Annotated in this window: 17 protein-coding genes and 1 pseudogene; 10 read left to right on the top strand and 8 right to left on the bottom strand. The window is 70.6% G+C overall.

Translation table 11 applies throughout. The features are described from left to right. Window positions 1-18: 18 nt before the first annotated feature. Complete coding sequence (locus PSH25_RS30695) at window positions 19-1,191, bottom strand: thiolase family protein (RefSeq protein ID WP_238662377.1); 1,173 nt, start codon at window positions 1,189-1,191, stop codon at window positions 19-21. A gap of 112 nt (window positions 1,192-1,303) precedes the next feature. Between PSH25_RS30695 and PSH25_RS30690 the strand changes: the two genes are divergently transcribed. After that, a complete protein-coding gene (locus tag PSH25_RS30690; RefSeq protein WP_238662376.1) occupies window positions 1,304-1,732 on the top strand; it encodes a PH domain-containing protein in 429 nt (142 codons plus the stop codon). Here PSH25_RS30690 and PSH25_RS30685 read toward each other — a convergent pair. Continuing rightward, a complete protein-coding gene (locus PSH25_RS30685) occupies window positions 1,725-2,636 on the bottom strand; it encodes a rhomboid family intramembrane serine protease (RefSeq protein WP_238662375.1) in 912 nt (303 codons plus the stop codon). The two genes, PSH25_RS30690 and PSH25_RS30685, sit on opposite strands and share 8 nt — an antisense overlap. Before the next feature lie 94 nt (window positions 2,637-2,730). Further along, window positions 2,731-3,261 carry a peptidylprolyl isomerase gene (locus tag PSH25_RS30680; protein WP_203148254.1) on the bottom strand — a complete coding sequence of 177 codons (531 nt, stop codon included), beginning with the start codon at window positions 3,259-3,261 and terminating at the stop codon, window positions 2,731-2,733. 84 nt (window positions 3,262-3,345) lie between these two features. Between PSH25_RS30680 and PSH25_RS30675 the strand changes: the two genes are divergently transcribed. Next, window positions 3,346-4,125, top strand: coding sequence for a hypothetical protein (locus tag PSH25_RS30675; protein WP_238662374.1), 780 nt, complete (start codon window positions 3,346-3,348; stop codon window positions 4,123-4,125). Between the two features lie 102 nt (window positions 4,126-4,227). Here the strand turns inward: PSH25_RS30675 and corA are convergent, their stop codons facing one another. The 5 genes from corA to PSH25_RS30650 all read right to left on the bottom strand — a co-directional run bounded on the left by corA (window position 4,228) and on the right by PSH25_RS30650 (window position 11,490). Then, window positions 4,228-5,382: a magnesium/cobalt transporter CorA gene (gene corA / locus PSH25_RS30670; RefSeq protein WP_238662373.1), complete on the bottom strand. Its 1,155-nt coding sequence runs from the start codon at window positions 5,380-5,382 to the stop codon at window positions 4,228-4,230. 324 nt (window positions 5,383-5,706) lie between these two features. Then, window positions 5,707-6,801 carry an aminotransferase-like domain-containing protein gene (locus tag PSH25_RS30665; protein WP_238662372.1) on the bottom strand — a complete coding sequence of 365 codons (1,095 nt, stop codon included), beginning with the start codon at window positions 6,799-6,801 and terminating at the stop codon, window positions 5,707-5,709. A 106-nt stretch (window positions 6,802-6,907) separates the two neighbouring features. Beyond that, on the bottom strand, window positions 6,908-7,366 hold the full coding sequence (locus tag PSH25_RS30660; RefSeq protein ID WP_238662371.1) for an ester cyclase: 459 nt from the start codon (window positions 7,364-7,366) through the stop codon (window positions 6,908-6,910). Window positions 7,367-7,454: 88 nt separating this feature from the next. Further along, window positions 7,455-10,997: an NACHT N-terminal Helical domain 1-containing protein gene (locus tag PSH25_RS30655; RefSeq protein WP_238662370.1), complete on the bottom strand. Its 3,543-nt coding sequence runs from the start codon at window positions 10,995-10,997 to the stop codon at window positions 7,455-7,457. 100 nt (window positions 10,998-11,097) lie between these two features. Next, the gene (locus tag PSH25_RS30650) at window positions 11,098-11,490 is read right to left on the bottom strand and encodes a CBS domain-containing protein (RefSeq protein WP_238662369.1); all 393 of its coding nucleotides are present in this window, start codon (window positions 11,488-11,490) and stop codon (window positions 11,098-11,100) included. Window positions 11,491-11,599: 109 nt separating this feature from the next. On the opposite strand from PSH25_RS30650, the gene PSH25_RS30645 reads away from it, so the two are divergent. From PSH25_RS30645 to PSH25_RS34330, 8 genes and pseudogenes are all read left to right on the top strand, one after another. After that, a complete protein-coding gene (locus PSH25_RS30645) occupies window positions 11,600-12,052 on the top strand; it encodes an NUDIX hydrolase (RefSeq protein ID WP_238662386.1) in 453 nt (150 codons plus the stop codon). Then, window positions 12,049-12,816 carry a hypothetical protein gene (locus PSH25_RS30640; protein ID WP_238662368.1) on the top strand — a complete coding sequence of 256 codons (768 nt, stop codon included), beginning with the start codon at window positions 12,049-12,051 and terminating at the stop codon, window positions 12,814-12,816. Before PSH25_RS30645 ends, PSH25_RS30640 begins: the two co-directional genes overlap by 4 nt. A 78-nt stretch (window positions 12,817-12,894) precedes the next feature. Further along, entirely contained in the window at window positions 12,895-13,626 is a 732-nt protein-coding gene (locus PSH25_RS30635; RefSeq protein WP_238662367.1) for a phosphocholine cytidylyltransferase family protein, read from the top strand. Further along, entirely contained in the window at window positions 13,614-14,681 is a 1,068-nt protein-coding gene (locus PSH25_RS30630; RefSeq protein ID WP_196929021.1) for an iron-containing alcohol dehydrogenase family protein, read from the top strand. The genes PSH25_RS30635 and PSH25_RS30630 overlap by 13 nt, the downstream gene beginning before the upstream one ends. Beyond that, the gene (locus PSH25_RS30625; protein ID WP_238662366.1) at window positions 14,656-15,378 is read left to right on the top strand and encodes a CDP-alcohol phosphatidyltransferase family protein; all 723 of its coding nucleotides are present in this window, start codon (window positions 14,656-14,658) and stop codon (window positions 15,376-15,378) included. The genes PSH25_RS30630 and PSH25_RS30625 overlap by 26 nt, the downstream gene beginning before the upstream one ends. 368 nt (window positions 15,379-15,746) lie before the next feature. After that, entirely contained in the window at window positions 15,747-17,123 is a 1,377-nt protein-coding gene (locus tag PSH25_RS30620) for an L-serine ammonia-lyase (RefSeq protein ID WP_238662365.1), read from the top strand. Window positions 17,124-17,194: 71 nt separating this feature from the next. Further along, on the top strand, window positions 17,195-18,022 hold the full coding sequence (locus PSH25_RS30615; RefSeq protein WP_238662364.1) for an ABC transporter permease: 828 nt from the start codon (window positions 17,195-17,197) through the stop codon (window positions 18,020-18,022). Window positions 18,023-18,164: 142 nt separating this feature from the next. Next, window positions 18,165-18,305 (top strand): annotated as a pseudogene (locus PSH25_RS34330) (ATP-binding cassette domain-containing protein); the annotation flags it as partial. Between the last annotated feature and the right edge of the window lie 82 nt (window positions 18,306-18,387).

The following is an 18,387-nucleotide window of genomic DNA, read 5'->3' as shown; positions in this document are numbered from 1 at the left end:
CGGCGTGCGGCGGTGTCCTCAGATCAGCTCGACGACTGTGGCGTTGGCCATGCCGCCGCCCTCGCACATGGTCTGCAGGCCGTAACGGATGCCGTTGTCCCGCATGTGCTGGAGCATGGTGGTCATGATCCGGGCACCGGAGCCGCCGAGCGGGTGCCCGAGGGCGATCGCCCCGCCGCGCGGGTTGAGCCGCTCCGGGTCCGCCTCGGTCTCCGCCAGCCAGGCCAGCGGCACCGGGGCGAACGCCTCGTTCACCTCGTACACCCCGATCTCCTCGATGCCCAGCCCCGCGCGGCGCAGCGCCTTCGCGGTGGCCGGGATGGGCGCGGTGAGCATGGTGACCGGATCGTCGGCGGCGACCACGGCGGTGTGGATCCGGGCCAGCGGGCGCAGGCCGTGCCGGCTGGCCCAGTCGGAGGTGGTCACCGCGAGGGCCGCGGCGCCGTCGGAGATCTGGGACGCGGAGCCGGCGGTGACCACGCCGTCGGCGCGGAACGGGGTGGCCAGTTCGCCCAGCTTCTCCAGTGAGGTCTCCCGGCGGATGCCCTCGTCGGCGGCGAACTTGCCGCCGTCGGCGAGCGGCACCGGGGTCAGCTCCGGGTCGAATGCGCCGGCGTCCTGCGCGGCGGCTGCCTTCTCGTGGCTGGCCAGCGCGAACTCGTCCAGCTGGGTACGCGAGAGGCGCCACCGCTGGGCGATCAGCTCGGCCCCGACCCCCTGGTTGAACGGCAGCGGCGCGTCGTCGGCGAAGCCCTCGACGCCCCGGTAGCGGGCGCGCAGCTGGTCACTGAACGGCATGCCGCCGGCCACACTGGAGCCCATCGGCACCCGGGTCATCGACTCGACGCCGCCGGCGACCACCAGGTCGGCCTGGCCGGAGAGCACCGTCGCGGCGGCGAAGTGCAGGGCCTGCTGGCTGGAGCCGCACTGCCGGTCCAGGGTGGTGCCGGGCACCGTCTCGGGCCAGCCGGCGGCGAGCACGCCGTTGCGGGCGATGTTCCAGGACTGCTCGCCGACCTGGGACACGCAGCCCCAGAAGACGTCGTCGACCTGGGCCGGGTCGAGCCCGGTGCGCTCGGCGAGGGCACGCAGCACGTGCGCCGAGAGGTCGACCGGGTGGACGCTGGCGAGGCTGCCCTTGCGCCGCCCGACCGGGGTACGTACCGCGCCGACGATGACCGCGTCACTCATGTTTACTCCCCGGTAACTTGGGCTGCCCCGATCCTACGTCGTCCATCGACCGGTCGTCCGGCCACAACCGCACGAGGTGCCGAAATCCGACGGCCGCTGGCATGCTGGGCGGGTGGATGAGACCTCCCCGGTACGGCAGTGGCGAGTGCCGTCGAGCCTGCCGGCGGCGAAGCTGGCCGGCGCCGTCCTGCTCGTCGCGCTCGGGCTGCTCTTCGCCGACGGCGACCCGGTCCGCGTGGCGGTGGCCGCCCTGGCCGCCGCCGCGCTGGCCGGCTGGGCGGTACGTGACCTGGTCGCGCCGGTCCGGTTGGCGGTTGACCCGGCCGGGCTCACCGTCATCCACGGCTTCGCGGGTCGGCGGCTGCTGCCCTGGTCCGCGGTCGAGGCGATCGCCGTCGACCGACGACCCCGGCTGGGGCTGACCAGCGAGACCCTGGAGATCGACGCGGGCAACTCACTGCACCTGTTCGGCCGGTACGACCTGGGGGCCACCCCGGAGGAGGTGGCCGCCACGCTGCGGGCCGCCCGCCCTGTCAGGTGAGCAGTTGGGCGGTGCGGAAGAGCACCAGCGCGAGCAGGATCAGCAGGATGATCGCTCCACCGCCGACCTGCACCAGCGTCCGCCGACTCCGCGGCGCGTACGCGAGCACCAACGCCATCAGCGCGCCGACCACCAGCCCGCCCAGGTGCCCGGGGATCGAGATGCCCGGCACGGCCAGCGTGAACACCAGGTTGATCACCAGGATCGGGATGATCCGGGAGATGTCCCGGCCCAACCTGCGCTCGATGATGATCAGCGCGGCGAAGAGGCCGAACACGGCGGTCGAGGCGCCGACGGTGGCCGCCCTCGGGCTGCTGAACAGGTAGGCGGCCACGTTGCCGCCGAGACCCGCGATCAGGTAGAGCGCGGCGAACCGCACCCGCCCGAGGCTGGCCTCCAACGACCGGCCGAGCACCCACAGCGCCCACATGTTGAGCAGCAGGTGGAGCACGCCGTAGTGCAGGAACATCGCCGTGACCAGTCGGTACCACTGGCCCTCGGCGATCCCGCCGAGCGTGTAGTCGGAGAGGTAGGCCCGGCCGAGCACCGCACCCCACTCGGTCAGCGGTGTGCTGCCACCCATCAGACCGCCGAAGCCGGAGCCGCCGACCGCCGCGTCCCCGCCCCGGGCGGAGGCGATGGAGAGCAGCAGGAACAGCACGTTCACGGCGATCAGCGCCTTGGTGACATAGCCGTGCCGGCCGGCCGTACCGCCGCCGAAGGCGGTACGCGCCGGCCGGACACTGCGACGTCCCTCGTTGACGCACTCCGGGCACTGGTGCCCGACCGAGGCATCCCGCATGCAGTCCGGGCAGATCGGCCGGTCACAGCGGGAGCACCGGACGTAGGTCTCCCGGCCGGGGTGCCGGTAGCAGACCGGGGTGGTCGGCGGAGACTCGCTCACCGGGCCGACCCTCCGTCCAACACCACACGGTCCACCGGCACCGGCCGTGCTCCGGAGCGCTCAATCATGCGAGCAAAGGTACCTCGCCGGTCGCTCAGGAAGCGGACCGCTCGATCTCGACCCGCTCGATGACGACGTCCTGCAGCGGACGGTCGCTCGGACCGGTCGGGGTGTTCGCGATCGAATCCACGACCTTCACCGACTCCTCGTCGGCGACCTGGCCGAAGATGGTGTGCCGGTTGTTGAGGTGCGGCGTCGGGGACACGGTGATGAAGAACTGCGAACCATTGGTGCCCGGTCCGGCGTTCGCCATCGCCAGCAGGTAGGGACGGTCGAACCGCAGCTCCGGGTGGAACTCGTCCGCGAACTTGTAGCCCGGTCCGCCCCGACCGGTGCCGGTCGGGTCGCCCATCTGGACCATGAAACCGCTGATCACCCGGTGCGAGATGGTGCCGTCGTAGTACGGACCACTGCCCGGCTGACCGGTGCGCGGGTCGGTGTACTCACGGTTGCCCTCGGCCAGGTCGACGAAGTTGCGGACGGTCTTCGGCGCGTGGTTCGGGAAGAGCTCCAGCCGGATTGGGCCAGCGTTGGTGTGCAAGGTGGCGTAGACAGCCTCGGCCACGGGTACTCCTCACTCGTTGGTCAGTTCCATGCGGATCCTCCCATGTGCCCGATCTGGCATCGCGGAGGCATCCGAAGGTGGAGGATGACGAAGGAACAACTCCCAGGAGGTAGGACCGTGTTTGGATTCGGGCGGCGTAAGTCCCAGGGGCAGTTGGCTAAGGCCGAGCTGAACCAGAGCATCAACCACCTGATGCTGGCAGCCAACCACGCCGCGAAGGGTGCTGGCGCGACCGTCGGCCCGCGGGTCCAGGTGGCCCGGGGCTACGTCGGACCGACCGCGGCGAAGGTACGCGACCGCGCGTCGACCGGCTGGGGGACGACTCTCACCACGCTGGCACCACTGGCGGCGGCTGCTCGTGACGGCGCCGCGCAGGCAGGGCCGCTGACCAGGAAGGCCAAGTCGAAGACCATGCGGATCACAGGTAAGAAGAAGCAGCCGCGCCGTCGCGGCTCGATGATGACCGGCCTGTTGGCGGCGGGTGCCATCGCCGGCCTGGCCGGCGCGGTCGCGCTGCGTCGCCGCCGGGAGCAGCAGGAGTGGGCCGAGTACGACCCGACCCGCAGCACCCTGGAGCCGATGCGCGACGAGGTCGACTCGATCGAGGTGCGTACGCCGTCCGCCGCCAAGGGGTCCGACGGGTCCGCCATGACCGGCGCGGCGGGGATGACCGGCGCGGGCAGCTCGGCGGTTGCCGGCGGCTCCAGCGCCAGCACCACCGCCCCGGCCAAGCAGACCGGTGTCCGCCCGACCGACAAGGTCCCGTCGGTCGCCGAGGGCGCCACGGACGTCTCCGGCCGGCCGACCGACGACCTGACCAAGGCACTGGGCAAGGACACGGCCCGCACCAACGGCCGCCGCTGAGGTCAGCGACAGCGCATCGGGCGCCGGCGAGTGGGTTACCCCACTCGTCGGCGCTTCCGCGTCGGGTGGCGCCCTCCGACTGGCGGCGCTTCCGCCTCGCGGTCAGAGCCAGCCGTTGCGGCGGAACCAGCGGTAGAGGGCCAGCGACACGCCGAGCATGAGGGCGAGCACCACCGGATAGCCGTACGTCATCTTCAGCTCGGGCATGTTGTCGAAGTTCATCCCGTAGATGCCGGCGATGGCGGTCCAGACCGCGGCGATGCCGGCCCAGGCGGCGATCTTGCGCATGTCGTTGTTCTGGTCGACGGTGACCTGGGCCAGCCGCGCCTGGAGGATCGAGTTCAGCAGGTCGTCGTAGGAGTTCACCTGCTCCACGGTGCGGCTCAGGTGGTCCTGCACGTCCCGGAAGTACTTGCGGATCTCCTTGGGCACGTCCCGGTTGACCTGCGAGGTCAGCGACATCAGCGGCCGCTGCAACGGCACCACCGCGCGCTTGAACTCCACCAGCTCCCGCTTCATCTGGTAGATCCGCTGAATCCGACCATGGCTGTGGCGGTCGAAGACCTCCGCCTCCAGCACGTCCAGGTCGTCCTCGATCTGGTCGGCCACCTCCAGGTAGAGGTCGACCACCCGGTCGGTCACCCCGTATGCCACCGCCCACGGGCCCTGGAGCAGCAACTCCTGCTTGGTCTCCAGGTCGGCGCGGATCGGGGCGAGTCGGCAGGCATCCCCGTGCCGGACGCTGATCACGAAGTTCGGGCCGATGAAGAGCATCACCTGCCCGGTCTCCACCACCTCGGAGTTCTCGGTCAGCTCGGTGTGCTCGCAGTACCGGGCGGTGCGCAGCACCAGGAAGACGACGTCGCCGAACCGCTCCAGCTTGGGGCGCTGCTCGGCCTTGACCGCGTCCTCGACCGCCAGCTCGTGCAGGCCGTAGGTCTCCGCGATGGCGGTCATCTCGGCCAGCTCCGGCTGGTGCAGACCGATCCAGACGAAGCCGTGCTCCTCACGGCGGGCCGCGGCCAGCGCCTCCGCGTACGTCCAGTCGCCGGGCTGCCGCTTGCCGTCGACGTAGAGCGCGCAGTCGACCACCGCGCTGCGGCCGGTGCCCGTGCCCGCCGGGGCCGACACGGGCGGCGAGCCGTCGGCGTTGAGGATCCGGGTCATCGCCCGGACCGGGGAGGGCCACGCCCGAGGTCGCAACACCCGACCGGTGGTCGACGGTGCCGTCCGGTCCCGCTCTGTCCGATCCGTCATCGCGTCACCTCCCGCGCTCAGCTGCGGCTTGCAGGCTACGCCGACTGCGGTCGAGGACCGGTGTGACGGCGGTCGCGCGGGGGGCGGCGCCGGGCGGGCCGGGCCGCATCGGGGGGTGTGCGGGGGACGACACGGCCCACCCGGCACCTGTGGGGGCGGGAGGTGGTGCTGCCGCGTCAACCCGGGCGGGACCGGCCCGGAGGCCGGGCGGTGATCTCCGCGGCTGACGGGGTGACGCTCGCAGCATTGTGGGCCAGCCGGCCGCCCGGAGGGGAGCCCCGGGACGGCCGGCATCGTCGTTCTGTCAGGAACCCGACAGTTAGCTCAGCTTCGGACGGCCTCGACAGCCTCCGCGAGCCGCCGGACACCCTCGTCAATCCGGTCGGCCGTCACCGCCGAGAAGGCCAGTCGGAGAGCGTGCCGCCCGCCGTCCAGCATGAAGTCACTGCCCTTCACCACGGCGACCCCACGCTCGGCCGCCGCCGGGGCGAGCCGGTCGACAAGCACGTCCTCCGGGAACTCCACCCAGAGGAAGTAGCCACCGTCGGGCTCCACGAACCGCGCCGGCGGCAGGTGCCGGCGCAACGACTCGGCGAGCACCTGGGACCGCTCGCCCAGCGCCGCCCGGACCGTCTCGATCGAGCGGTCGATGTCGCCGGAGACACAGAACTGGTGCACGATCGCCTGGGACACCATCCCGGGGGAGATGTAGAGGCTTGTCGCGTTCTTCGCGATGGAGGCGATCAGGTCGGCCGGGCCGACCAGGTAGCCGACCCGCACCCCCGGGCAGACCGTCTTGGTGAAGCTCGACGCGTGCACCACCACGTTGCGGGTGTCCAGCGAGAGCATCGACGGCAGCGCCTCGCCACGGAAGCGGACGTCCGCGTACGGGTCGTCCTCGAAGATCGTGAACTCGTACTCGGCGGCCAGGTCGAGCAGCTCCCGGCGCTTCTCCAGGGAGAGCGTCATGCCGGCCGGGTTCTGGTAGTTCGGGATGACGTGCGCGAGCCGGGGCCGAACCCCGGACTCCAGCAGCTTGCGCAGCTCGGCAGTGTCCAGGCCATCCGGCTGGACCGCGACGCCGTGCAGCTCGCTGCCCATCCGCTGGAGGTTGAGCAGCGTCCGGTCGTACGTCGGGCGTTCCACCACCACCGCGTCGCCGGGGCGGACCAGGTGGTCGAAGAGGAACGCGTCGGCCTGGAGCGACCCGTTGGTGACCAGCACCTGGTCGGCCTCGACCCCGTGCTTCTCGGCGATCCACTTTCGCAGCGGAAGGTACCCGACAGAGGTGCCGTACGCCGTCACCCCCGCGGGGTCGGCGTCGAAGGCGCGGACGGCGGCGGCCTTGAGCCCCTCGACATCGACGATGTCCAGCGAGGGAGCCCCACGGGCAAAGGAGATCAACTGCTCGGCGGTCATGGATGTTGAGCGTACGGGCGGCGGCAGGGGACGCGCGGACGGCACGGCGATGTCCGCATCCTGAGCCACCGGGTCGGGTGACCCCACTCCACCGGTCGGCGGCAGATCAGACCGGAAGGGCTAGCGCGTCGTGCTGCGCGGCCCGGGAAAGTCCCTCCAGCTGCACGCCGAGCGCGTCGAGGAGCTGGCTCCAGTCGAAGTAGGAGCGCCAGGCGGTGATCCGACCCTTGCGGGCCCGGACCACGTCGGCCACCTCCCAGCTCACCAGGCGCCCGGTGGGCGCGACGGTGCCGTACGGCGAGTGCAGGGTGCCGGCGTGGGTGCCGGTCAGCCGCAGCTCGACCGCGGCGCCGCCGCCCGTGCGGACCGCGCCCATCGGGTCGACCCGAAGGTCCGGGAAGGCGCCGGTCCAGGTGCGCAGCAGCGCGGGCAGCTCGATCGGACGGACCGTCACACCCGGCATGGCGTAGAACGCCTCCGGGGCGTAGAGATCCGGCAGCCGGGCCACGTCCCGGCGCAGGAGCATGGCGTACTGCTGCTCGACCAGCCGCTCCGCGTCGCGCATCGGGACCTCCCCCACGGGCCACGGCATCTCCGCGCCCGCAGAAAGATGTACCCATCGATCCCGCTGCCACACCCCTACCGACCGGAGACTAGGCACCGAGGTAGTCGGTGACGGCGAACGGGTCGTCCAGCGGGTCGTGCTCGATGATCAATCGCTGCCCCGCCCGGCCCCGAAGCTCCTCGATCATGTCGAGGGACACCCCGGCCACCCCGCCGGCCATGCTCACGTACTCCAGCATCGGCAGATCACCGAGCGCGCTGATGTCGCTGAGGCGATGACACCGGTTGAGGTACAACCTACGAAGCCGTGACTGGTTCCGGAGAAAGTCCAACGTGTGGATCCCGGAGTTGCTCAGGTCGAGCACCTCCAGCGCGGCGAGATCCTTCAGTGGAGCGGTCGGCTGCGCCAGCAGTTCGCAGTTGGGCAGCACGAGATGGGTCAGCGACGGAAGCCGGGGTAGCTGACCGAGGTCGGTCAAATCCCGGATTCCGCCTGTACGCAGCACCTGGAGGCCGCCGGCCTGGGCAAGCGACATCACGTCGGAGACATAGACCGGACCACCCAACTCGATCTCGCGCAGGGTCACCGACAGCGGAGGTAACGGGGCGCGACGAGTGGAAGCAAAGACCACGTTGAGGCGGCGAAGGCTGACACAGCCCGCGACCCCGCTGATGCTGTTCACCCCATCAAGCGAACGGACCCGCAGGGTGCGCAGATTGCCGAGGGACGAGCAGAAGTCCAGGTCAGTGACTTGACATGAGTCCAACGAGAGGGTCCGAAGTCCGTCGAGCCGGGAGATCCAGGCAAATTCATAGACCTGCCGGCATCCGTCGAGCACCAGAACCCGCAGTGAACTCCGCCCCGCCAACGCTTCCACCTGCTCAGGCGGGACCGCGACGCAATCGACCAGATGGACCTCGGCCAGGTTCGGCAGTTGCGCCAGATCCGCGAGATCACTCACGTGGTGGCAGCCGGTGAGGTTGAGTCGCCGCAGCGTGGACAGCGCCCCCAGCCCTGCCGTGCTGCGCAGCCCGGTCAGCTGGGAGCAGTCGAGTTCCTGCAGCTTGTCGAGCTTGGCCAGGCCGGACAGGTCGGCCAACTCTCCGTCGATCGTGACCCGCACCGCCCGGGCCGACGTCACATGCTTCAGCGCCTCAAGCTGTGGCCGTGTCCGGACAGCCACCTCGTGGTCGCCGAGTTGAAGTGGCGCCAGCACCTGCTGGGCGTACAGCTCGGCGTCGAAACGGTCCCATGCGGCGAGAAGAGCTGGTACGACGGACGTGGCGATCGGGGACACGGCATAACGCGCGAGGATCTTCATCGCCGCTGGCCCGCCGACCCGGGCCGCCGCCGCGATGCAGGCACTGACCACCTCCGGTGACCGCTGGTGGTGACCGTCCAGCCAACTGAGCAGCTCCTCACCCAGGCCCGTCAGGGAACGGGCCTCCTCCAGCGACCGGGGTGGCAGCACCTCCTCGATCATCGAGGACGCCCGCCGTGCGACCGACTGGCTGACCCGACCGGCGGCGGTGAGGCACTCGGCCGCCAGCAGGAGCAGGTCCCGACGGTTCTCCATGGACATCTCGGCCACGTCCAAGATCGCCCCGACCAGAGCGGAAACCGCACGCTCCTGCACAGGCGCGCTCGCGGCGAAGACGATCACCCGCCGCCACTCTGGCTCCAGCACGTGCGCCACGAGGTCCTCGATCGGCCCGTCGGCGTACGCCCAACCGGTCAGAAATTCCTGGATCGAGCGGTGCGCAAACTGGGCCTGGTCGTCGGCGACCCGCTGAAGCACGATGCTGCGGGACAGCAGGTGCGTGAGAGCGTCCTCGGCCCGGACCCGCACCGAGACCATGCCGTTGAGCTGCTCGGCGACGATCTCTCGGGCGGTCTTGGCCCGCAGGTCCAGGTCGACCGGGTCGCCGCGCTGCACGAGCCCCTCATCGCGCAGACGGCTCAACGGCTCCACTCGGATCGTCGTGGTGGAGGTCGCAGTCATGTGCATGGCGATCGCCTCCAGCAGGACGAGCTTCTGCCGGTAGGTGAGACCGCCCTCGTCGCTCCGGTCGACCTTCCGCGCGTCGTCACGGAAGTGGATCAAGGCCTCCACCACCCGCTGGTAGAGGTCGGCGCGGCTCTCCGGAGCGGAATCCGAGAGCTTGTGCGCATAGAAGGCGCAGAGCATGGCGCACAGCAGGGGGGTCTCGCTCAGGTCGCGCACGGTGGGACGGTTCTGGAAGTCGAAGATGAGCTGCCGGTGCTGCTCCCGGTATTCGTTGACCTTGTTGGCCGCAGCGGTGCCGCTGATCAGTACGTGGAACCAGCGGTTGATGCACTCCCGCGCCTCGCCTTCAGACATCGGCATCAATTGCAGGCCGTCGAAGTACCGGCGGGCGAACCACCCGTAGTCGAGGCTGTCGGGCCGGGACGTGACGATGAAGTTCGCCCTCGGATGGGCCCTGAGCAGCTTGTCGAGCCAGACGTACGCCCGTAACTTGTCGTGGTGCGACAGCTCGTCGAAACCGTCGAAGAGCACGACCGCCTCGCCACGGTCAAGACAGTCACGCACCCACGATCCCGGCACGTCCGAGCCGCGCCAAGCGGCTGCTCGGATCAGGTCCTCGTAGTTCGGCTCGCGGCCAGGAACGAACGCGTAGCGCAGCTGGGCGACGAACGGTACGCATTCAGACCAGCTCGCCATGGACTCCGGGAGCTGGCGCTGAGCCGTGCTGATGGCCAACCACTGGCTGATCGTGGTCTTGCCCGACCCAGCCGATCCGGTAAGCAGCACCCGCGCCCCCCGTCCCCGCTCCCGCGCCGTGGCGATGCGACCCAGGGCGGCGTCGACGGCCGGGCTCCCCTCTGCGGTCGCCTGACCCCCGGCACCGGGGAACGCCGAGGCCCGGAGCCGGATGTACGCCACGTCGACCGGATGGCGGCGCAACTCGATCGGCAGGTTCAGGCCGAACAGATCGGCGTACCTGTACGTGCTCGCCACGTCCGAGCGGTAGCCGGCCTCGAACCGGCTCATCTCCTCGGCCAGCCCTGGCCGGAACTTCGGCAGCACCACGCTTGTGATCCCGCGCTCCAGCATCGCGTCGATTCGCCGGGTAGCCACGTACGTCTCCCAGGCGACGTCGCTGTCGAAGCCGGGCAGGTCGCGGACCAGCGCCGAGACGTACGCGGCCGACTCGGTGAGGTACAGCCTGCCGTAGGAGACCGCCTTCTCACCCAGACCGTCGGTCCGCCAGCGGCGCTCGGCGGCTGGCGCGAGTGCGGAACGGAGCTGTTCGGTGGTGATGGCCTCCTGGAGGATCCGACTCTTGCTCGGACTGAACTTGGTCAGTGCCTCTTCCACGCCCTGCACCGCGAGACGACGCTCGGCGGCGTCCAGGCCGGCGTACTCAATTGACTCGATGCGCCCGAGTCGGTCGGCGATGCGGTCAGCCGCGTCGGCGAGCCGCCTGGGTAGCGCCTTGCCCTCAAGGCTGTCGGCGTCCAGTTTTCCGATTGCACCAACGACGTCCTCGATGCCCTGGATTCTCGCCTCGGCGCTCGGGAACAGGATCTTGAAGCAACCGGCGATGATCTTTTTGGCCACTCCCTCGCGCTGAACAGGTGACGTCATCGACCGACTCCTCAGCTTCGACGGACCCTCCATTGTATTTCCGCCGAACCAGTTTCATCGGAGTGGATCAATGCACTGTCGCTGCCCGGTTCACCCCGGATCAGACCGCATTGGCGGCCTGACTCTCCGACCAGACCCGCATGATGTCCCGGACGGAGATCACGCCGGCCACCTCCCGGCCGTCCAGCACCACCAGGTGCCGGAACCCGCCCCGGGCCATCGCGGCGGCGGCCTCGGCCACCGTCCACTCCGGCCCCGCGTAGACCACGTCCCAGGTCAGGTGGGCGCCGGTGCGTTCCACGTCGCAGTCCAGGCCGGCGCCGATGGCCTTCAACACGTCGCGTTCGGTCATGATCCCCACGCCCTCGGAATCCGGGTCGATCACGACCGCCGACCCGACACCGCGGGCCGACATCATCCGGGCCGCCTGGCGGAGCGTGTGCTCCGGACCGACGACGAGGACCTGGCTGGACATCGCATCCCGTACCTGCATCACGCATCACCCCTTTGGGACGGTGGCATTCGGTACGGACATGGTGGTCGGTGGATGTTTCCGGGACAAGAGCGGCATCGCACAAGCTGCGGGCGCTGGCTACTGTCGGATGGTGTCCACCGAGCCCCTGCGCTGCGCCGGCGCGCTGATCGTCGACCATGACGGCCGCATCTTCTTTCAGCGCCGCTCACCACACCGACGCCTGTTTCCCAACTGCTGGGACATCGTCGGCGGCCACCTGGAGCCGGGTGAGGACATCGACGAGGCCCTACGCCGGGAGATCACCGAGGAGACCGGCTGGGTCCTCTCCCACGTCCTGGGCCAGGTGGGCGAGTACAGCTACGTCGGCGACGACGGCCTGGCCCGCACCGAGTACGACTTCCTGGTCCGCGTCGACGGTGACCTCGACCGCCCGACGCTGGAGGCCGGCAAGCACACCGAGTACCGCTGGCTGGCCGAGCACGAGGTGACCCTGCTCGACGAGCACCGCGACGTCAACGACGGGCTGATCCGACGGATCGCGGAGGAGGGCTTCGCCGTCCTGCGGTCGATCGGACTGTGAACACCGTCGCGCTCGCGCCGCACCGGATCGCCGGGCTGCTCGCACCGGCCGTGGACCGGACCTTCCGCGCCGGCATGCTGGCCGGCCGCGACGGTGGCGGCGCCGAGTTGTCCCAGCGCTACGGCGGAGTGACGGCGACCGGCTTCCTGGTCGACCTGCGCACCCGGCTGGCCGCACCCGGCGGCACTGTCGACGGGCCCGGGTTCGCGGCGATCACCCGCTACCAGGACCCGGTCGTCTGCCGTCGGACCGTGGACAAGCAGGTGGCACACGGGATGATCTACCGCGGCCCGGACGGCGCCCTCTCCGCCACCGAGCGTGGCGCCGCCTTCCTGGCCGAGCTGTACCAGGTGCACGCCGAGGTCACCGAGGAGTTGTGGGTCGGGCACGACGACCGGGTGGACCGGCTGGTGGCAATGCTCGGCCGCCTGCTGTCGTACGCCCTGGTGCTGGCCGACGAGGAGGGTGACCGGGGCGGCTCGGCCTTCGCCGCGCTGGCGCCCCCGTACGAGCCGGACGGCACCCCGTCGGGCGTGCTGCTGCTCAACCGGCTCGGCACGCTGCGATACCACCGGGCCGACGCGCACGCCGCCGCCTGGGCCGCCGCCGGGCACACCGCGTCGAGCATCGCCGCCCTGCCGACCGGTCCCGAGCGGCTCGCCATCGAACTGGAGACCGACCGGCGGGCCGCCGCCCCGTACGCCGCGCTCAGCGCGGAGGAGCGCCTCACCATGCTCGCCGACCTGGCGGCATTGCCCGGCTGACCCGGTTGGCCGGAGCGGCACGCCCAGCCGGCGCTATCCTCCAGCGGTGACGGGAGCAGGACGAGGGAGGATGTCGCGATGATCGGAATGGTGCTCGCGGCCGGAGCGGGACGACGGCTGCGCCCGTACACCGACACCCTGCCCAAGGCGTTGGTGCCGGTGGACGGTGAGACGACGATCCTGGACATCGCGCTGGGCAACCTCGCCGAGGTCGGGCTCACCGACATCGTGATCGTCGTCGGCTACGCGGCGGACGCGGTCCGCGAGCGGCAGGCCGACCTGGAGAAGCGGTACGGGGTCACCCTCACCCTGGTGCACAACGACAAGGCCGAGGAGTGGAACAACGCCTACTCGCTCTGGCTCGCCCGGGAGTACTTCGCGCGCGGCGTGCTGCTGGTCAACGGGGACACCGTGCACCCGGTGAGCGTGGAGAAGACCCTGCTCGCCGAGCGCGGCCCGGGCATCCTGCTCGCCGTGGACACCCTCAAGCCGCTGGCCGAGGAGGAGATGAAGACCACCTTCGACGCCGCCGGCCAGCTCACCCGGATCACCAAGCTGATGGACCCGGGCGAGGCGTACGGGGAGTACATCGGCGCCACGCTGATCGAGCCGCAGGTCGCCGACGCCCTCGCCGACGCGCTGGAGGCGACCTGGCGACGGGACCCGAACCTCTACTACGAGGACGGCTACCAGGAGTTCTCCGACCGGGGCGGGGAGGTGCGGGCGGCGCCGATCGGCGACGTCCCGTGGGTCGAGGTCGACAACCACGCCGACCTGGCCCGCGCGCGGGAGATCGCGTGCCGCTACTAGCTCGGAGCGTCCTCACCCCGCTGCACATCGACGTGCGACGCGGGGCGGTCGCCGACCTGGGCGCGATCCTGGCCGACGGGCGGATCTCCTCCGGAGGCGACGTCGCGGTGGTGGTCGGCCCGGGTCAGGGCGCCCAGATCGCGGAGCTGATCCGACCGTCGCTGCGCTCGGCGGACGTCTTCACCGTCTCCGGCGGGACGCTGGACGCCGCCGACGACCTGGGCGGCAAACTCCGCGCCCGGTCGTACGACGCGGTCGTCGGCATCGGCGGCGGCAAGACCATAGACGTGGCCAAGTACGCGGCCACCCGCCGAGGGCTGCCGATGGTGTCGGTGGCGACCAGCCTCGCCAACGACGGGATCGCCTCCCCGGTGGCCAGCCTGATCACCGACGGGATCAAGGGCTCCTACGGCGTCCACATCCCGATCGGGGTGATCGTCGACCTGGACTTCGTGGAGAGCGGCCCGGACCGGCACAACCGGGCCGGCATCGGTGACGTGATCAGCAACATCAGCGCGCTGGCCGACTGGGAGCTGTCCCGGCAGGTACGCGGCGAGCCGGTCGACGGGCTGGCCGCCTCGCTCTCGCGAGCGGGCGCCGAGGCGGTGCTCAACCACCCCGGCGACATGAGCGACGACGCCTTCGTGATCGTCCTCGCCGAGGCGCTGATCTCCAGCGGCCTGGCGATGGCGGTCGACGGCACCAGCCGTCCGTGCAGCGGCGGCTGCCACGAGATCATGCACGCGGTCGACTCGCTCTTTCCGGGGACCGCCTCGCACGGCGAGCTGGCCGGGCTGGGCGCGCTGTTCTGCACCTGGCTGCGCGGAGACCTCCGCCGCTTCCGGGAGATGTCGGCCTGCCTCGCCCGGCACGGTCTGCCCCGGCTCCCCGCCGAGGTGGCGCTGACCGACGACCAGTTCATCGAGGCGGTGCAGTTCGCGCCACGTACCCGGCCGGACCGGTACACCATCCTCGAACACCTGGCACTGTCGCCTACCGAGACCCGGGAACGGCTGGCAGACTACGCCGGTGCAATCCGCGACCAGCTTGGCTGACCCCCGTCCCACCGTCGCCGACTTCCACCGGGTGAACCGGGGCGGCGGCCTGTTCAGCGAGTCGATCAGCCAGTGGCTGGGGGCCGTCTTCGCGCTCGTCGCCCAGCGGCTCGGCCTGCGACCGACCGCGTTGACCATCACCAACCTCGTGCTCGGGCTGGCCACCTCGGTCACCGTGGTGGCACTCGCCGGCCCGGTCGCCGCCGGGGACGTACCGGCCTGGGTGGTCGGTCTGCTCGCCCTGCTCGGCTGGCAGGTGGCGTACTCCCTGGACTGCGCGGACGGGCAGCTGGCCCGGGTGACCGGCCAGGGCAGCGCGGCCGGCGCCCGCGTCGACGTGCTCTGCGACGTGGCCGCGCAGATCGCCCTGGTGGCAGCCCTGGCCGCCACCGCCGTGGCGCAGGAGCCGTCCACGCCGACCTGGCTCGTGGCGACCTTCGCGGGCACCTGGATGGTCAACCTGGTGACGTCGGTGATGCAGGCCGGCCCGAACGCGGCCAGCATGGTCACCTCGACCTCGCTGCCGGTGCGCCTGGTGAAGCTGGTCCGCGACTACGGCGCGGTGGTCTTCGTGGCCGCCCTGGTGCTCGCCGTGGCCCCCGCGCTGGTCCTCTGGGTGATGGTCGCCTTCACGATCGTCAACGGTGGCTTCCTGCTGGCCAGCATCGCCTTCTCGGCCCGCGCCTCGCTGCGCTGACCCACCACCGCGCGCCGCCCCGCCACTATGCGACAACCGTCCATGATCGCGCTCGACACCCGCCCTCATGATCGCGCTCAATCCAGGAAATAGGGCCATCCGGTTGCTTCGAGGCCACTACATCCTGGATCGAGCGCGATCATGCGCGGCGCGGCGCGGCGCGGCGCGCGGGGGTGGGGGACGGTGGTCGGGTGTTCACGTCCCGGACCGGATGGGCGGTGAGCTGGGCGGGTAGGCTGGCTGATCGGCCTTCCACACCCCGGAGGGCCGGCACCCATACCCCGGACGGTCACGAGCGGGGCCGCCAGACCGGCGGTCACGACCCGGCCGGGTCCCGTACGCCGGGACGACGGCGAGGAAGCGCAGCCATGATCAGTGTTTTCGACCTCTTCAGCGTCGGTATCGGGCCGTCCAGCTCGCACACGGTCGGGCCGATGCGGGCCGCGCGTACGTTCGTTGGCGGGCTGAAGGCCGACGGGCTGCTCACCGACACGGCACGGGTGCAGGCTGAGCTGTTCGGCTCGTTGGGTGCCACCGGGCACGGGCACGGCAGCGGTCCGGCGGTGCTGCTCGGGTTGTCCGGCGAGTCGCCGGAGACGGTCGACACGGACACCGTCGGTCCTCGGGTCGAGCGGATCCGGGCCGAGCGGCGGCTCAACATCCTCGACGCGCACGAGATCGACTTTGACCCGGATCGGGACCTGACGCTGCACCGCCGCCGGTCGCTGCCGTACCACCCGAACGGGATGACCTTCGTGGCGTACGACGGGGCGGGTGCCGAGCTGCGCAGCCGCACCTACTACTCCGTCGGTGGCGGGTTCGTGGTGGACGAGGCGGCGGCCGGGGCGGACCGGATCAAGCCGGACAGCACGGTGGTGCGGTACCCCTTCCTGACCGGGGCGCAGCTCCTGGACGTCACCACTCGCACCGGGCTGTCGATCAGCGAGGTGATGCTGGCCAACGAGCGCTCCTGGCGCAGCGAGGCGGACATCCGGGCCGGTCTGCTGGAGATCTGGCGGGTGATGCGGGAGTGCGTGCAGCGCGGGTGCGAGCGGGACGGCGTACTCCCTGGGGGGTTGAGGGTTCGGCGGCGCGCGGCGGAGCTGCGGCGCGGCCTGGAAGCAGAGGCGGAGGCCGGGACGGTCGACCCGCTGCACGCGATGGACTGGGTGACGCTGTTCGCGCTCGCGGTCAACGAGGAGAACGCCGCGGGCGGCCGGGTGGTCACCGCGCCGACCAACGGCGCGGCCGGGATCATTCCGGCGGTGCTGCACTACTACACCCGGTTCGTGCCGGGCGCGGATGACGAGGGCGTGGTGCGGTTCCTGCTGACGGCGGGCGCGATCGGTGTGCTGTTCAAGGAGAACGCCTCGATCTCGGGCGCCGAGGTGGGCTGCCAGGGTGAGGTCGGTTCGGCGTGCTCGATGGCGGCGGCGGGGCTGGCCGAGGCGCTGGGCGGCACGCCGGAGCAGGTGGAGAACGCGGCCGAGATCGGGATGGAGCACAACCTCGGGTTGACCTGTGACCCGGTGGGTGGCCTGGTGCAGATCCCCTGCATCGAGCGGAACGCGGTGGCTAGCATCAAGGCGATCACGGCTGCTCGGTTGGCGCTGCGCGGTGACGGGGTGCACAAGGTGTCGCTGGACAAGGTCATCAAGACCATGCGGGAGACGGGCGCCGACATGAAGGTCAAGTACAAGGAGACGGCGCGTGGCGGTCTGGCCGTCAACGTGATCGAGTGCTGAGTCCGGTCGATTCGGGGCAATCGTTCACCGACTGCTAACCTGTCGTCCGTTTCAGGAGGCGGGAGGCTGCGGTGACCTCTGGCGTCGCGGCGTTGTGGTCGCACCGCAACTCGCTGCGCATCCTGGTCAGGCGGGATCTCGCGGTCAAGTACCAGCAGTCGGTGCTTGGCTACTTCTGGTCGTTGATCGAGCCGCTCGGCATGGGCGCCATCTACTGGTTCGTCTTCGGGGTGCTCTACTCCCGGGACACCGGTCGGCACCTCGGTGAGGCGGCCGGGTCGTATCCGTTGTTCCTGATCACCGGCATCTTTGCCTGGATGTGGACCAGCTCGGCGCTGAGTGAGGCGACGAACGCGCTGACCGGCCAGTCCCGGCTGATCACCACGATGAACGTGCCGCGTCAGGTCTTTCCGATCGGCCGGGTCACCGGCCGGTTCGCCGAGTACGCGGCCGGCCTGCCGATCCTGATCGCCATCGCGGTGATCTACGCGGCGCACGGTCGGATCCACCCCGGCTGGTCGCTGCTCTCCCTGCCGCTGGCGGTGGCCGTCCAGGGCGTCCTGTTGACCGGGCTGGCCCTGCTGCTGTCCGCGTGGAACGTGTTGATGCGCGACGTGGAACGGCTGATGCGGCTGATCATCCGGGTGCTCTTCTACGCCACGCCGATCATCTATCCGCTCAGCCTGGTCCGGGAGTCCGGGCTGCCCGGCTGGTTGAAGGTGGTGTACGAGCTGAACCCGCTGGTCGGGATCTTCCAGCTGCACCACGCGATCTGGTACCCGGACGAGTTCCCGGACGCCCGGCTGCTCGCCACCACGGTCGTCGGCAGCGTGCTGGTGCTGGTCGCCGGTTGGTGGTCGTTCCGCCGGTTGGAGCCCGCCGTGCTCAAGGAGCTCTGACGTGGCCGCGCCGATCATCGAGGCGGACGGCCTGGGCATCCGGTTCGTCCGCAACCGTCGCCGCCAACTGCGGCTGCGTGAGTTGTTCATCCACCGGGGTGCCCGTGGCGCGTTGCCGGGCCAGTTCTGGCCGCTGCGGGACGTGTCGTTCACCATCGAGCCCGGCGAGACCGTCGGGGTGATCGGGCGCAACGGCACCGGCAAGAGCACCCTGCTGCGGCTGATCGCCGGGGTGCTCATTCCGGACGAGGGCACCATCCGGGTACACGGCGCGGTGGCGCCGCTGCTGGAGTTGTCCGCCGGTTTCTCCAACGACCTGCCCGGGCGGGCGAACCTGCACCTGGTCGGTTGGCATCCACCACTAC

Source organism: Micromonospora foliorum (genome assembly GCF_022229015.1).
GTDB classification, from domain to species: domain Bacteria; phylum Actinomycetota; class Actinomycetes; order Mycobacteriales; family Micromonosporaceae; genus Micromonospora; species Micromonospora foliorum.
This window is presented reverse-complemented; position numbering and strand designations above follow the sequence as displayed.

Coding starts and splice junctions, on each gene's coding strand:
- corA (WP_238662373.1), bottom strand. CDS start 5,382: ATGACGGATCGGACAGAGCGGGACCGGACGGCACCGTCGACCACCGGT.
- PSH25_RS30635 (WP_238662367.1), top strand. CDS start 12,895: ATGATCGGAATGGTGCTCGCGGCCGGAGCGGGACGACGGCTGCGCCCG.
- PSH25_RS30645 (WP_238662386.1), top strand. CDS start 11,600: ATGGTGTCCACCGAGCCCCTGCGCTGCGCCGGCGCGCTGATCGTCGAC.
- PSH25_RS30660 (WP_238662371.1), bottom strand. CDS start 7,366: ATGCGCGACGCGGAGCGGCTGGTCGAGCAGCAGTACGCCATGCTCCTG.
- PSH25_RS30695 (WP_238662377.1), bottom strand. CDS start 1,191: ATGAGTGACGCGGTCATCGTCGGCGCGGTACGTACCCCGGTCGGGCGG.
- PSH25_RS30620 (WP_238662365.1), top strand. CDS start 15,747: ATGATCAGTGTTTTCGACCTCTTCAGCGTCGGTATCGGGCCGTCCAGC.
- PSH25_RS30675 (WP_238662374.1), top strand. CDS start 3,346: ATGACGAAGGAACAACTCCCAGGAGGTAGGACCGTGTTTGGATTCGGG.
- PSH25_RS30655 (WP_238662370.1), bottom strand. CDS start 10,997: ATGACGTCACCTGTTCAGCGCGAGGGAGTGGCCAAAAAGATCATCGCC.
- PSH25_RS30650 (WP_238662369.1), bottom strand. CDS start 11,490: ATGCAGGTACGGGATGCGATGTCCAGCCAGGTCCTCGTCGTCGGTCCG.
- PSH25_RS30665 (WP_238662372.1), bottom strand. CDS start 6,801: ATGACCGCCGAGCAGTTGATCTCCTTTGCCCGTGGGGCTCCCTCGCTG.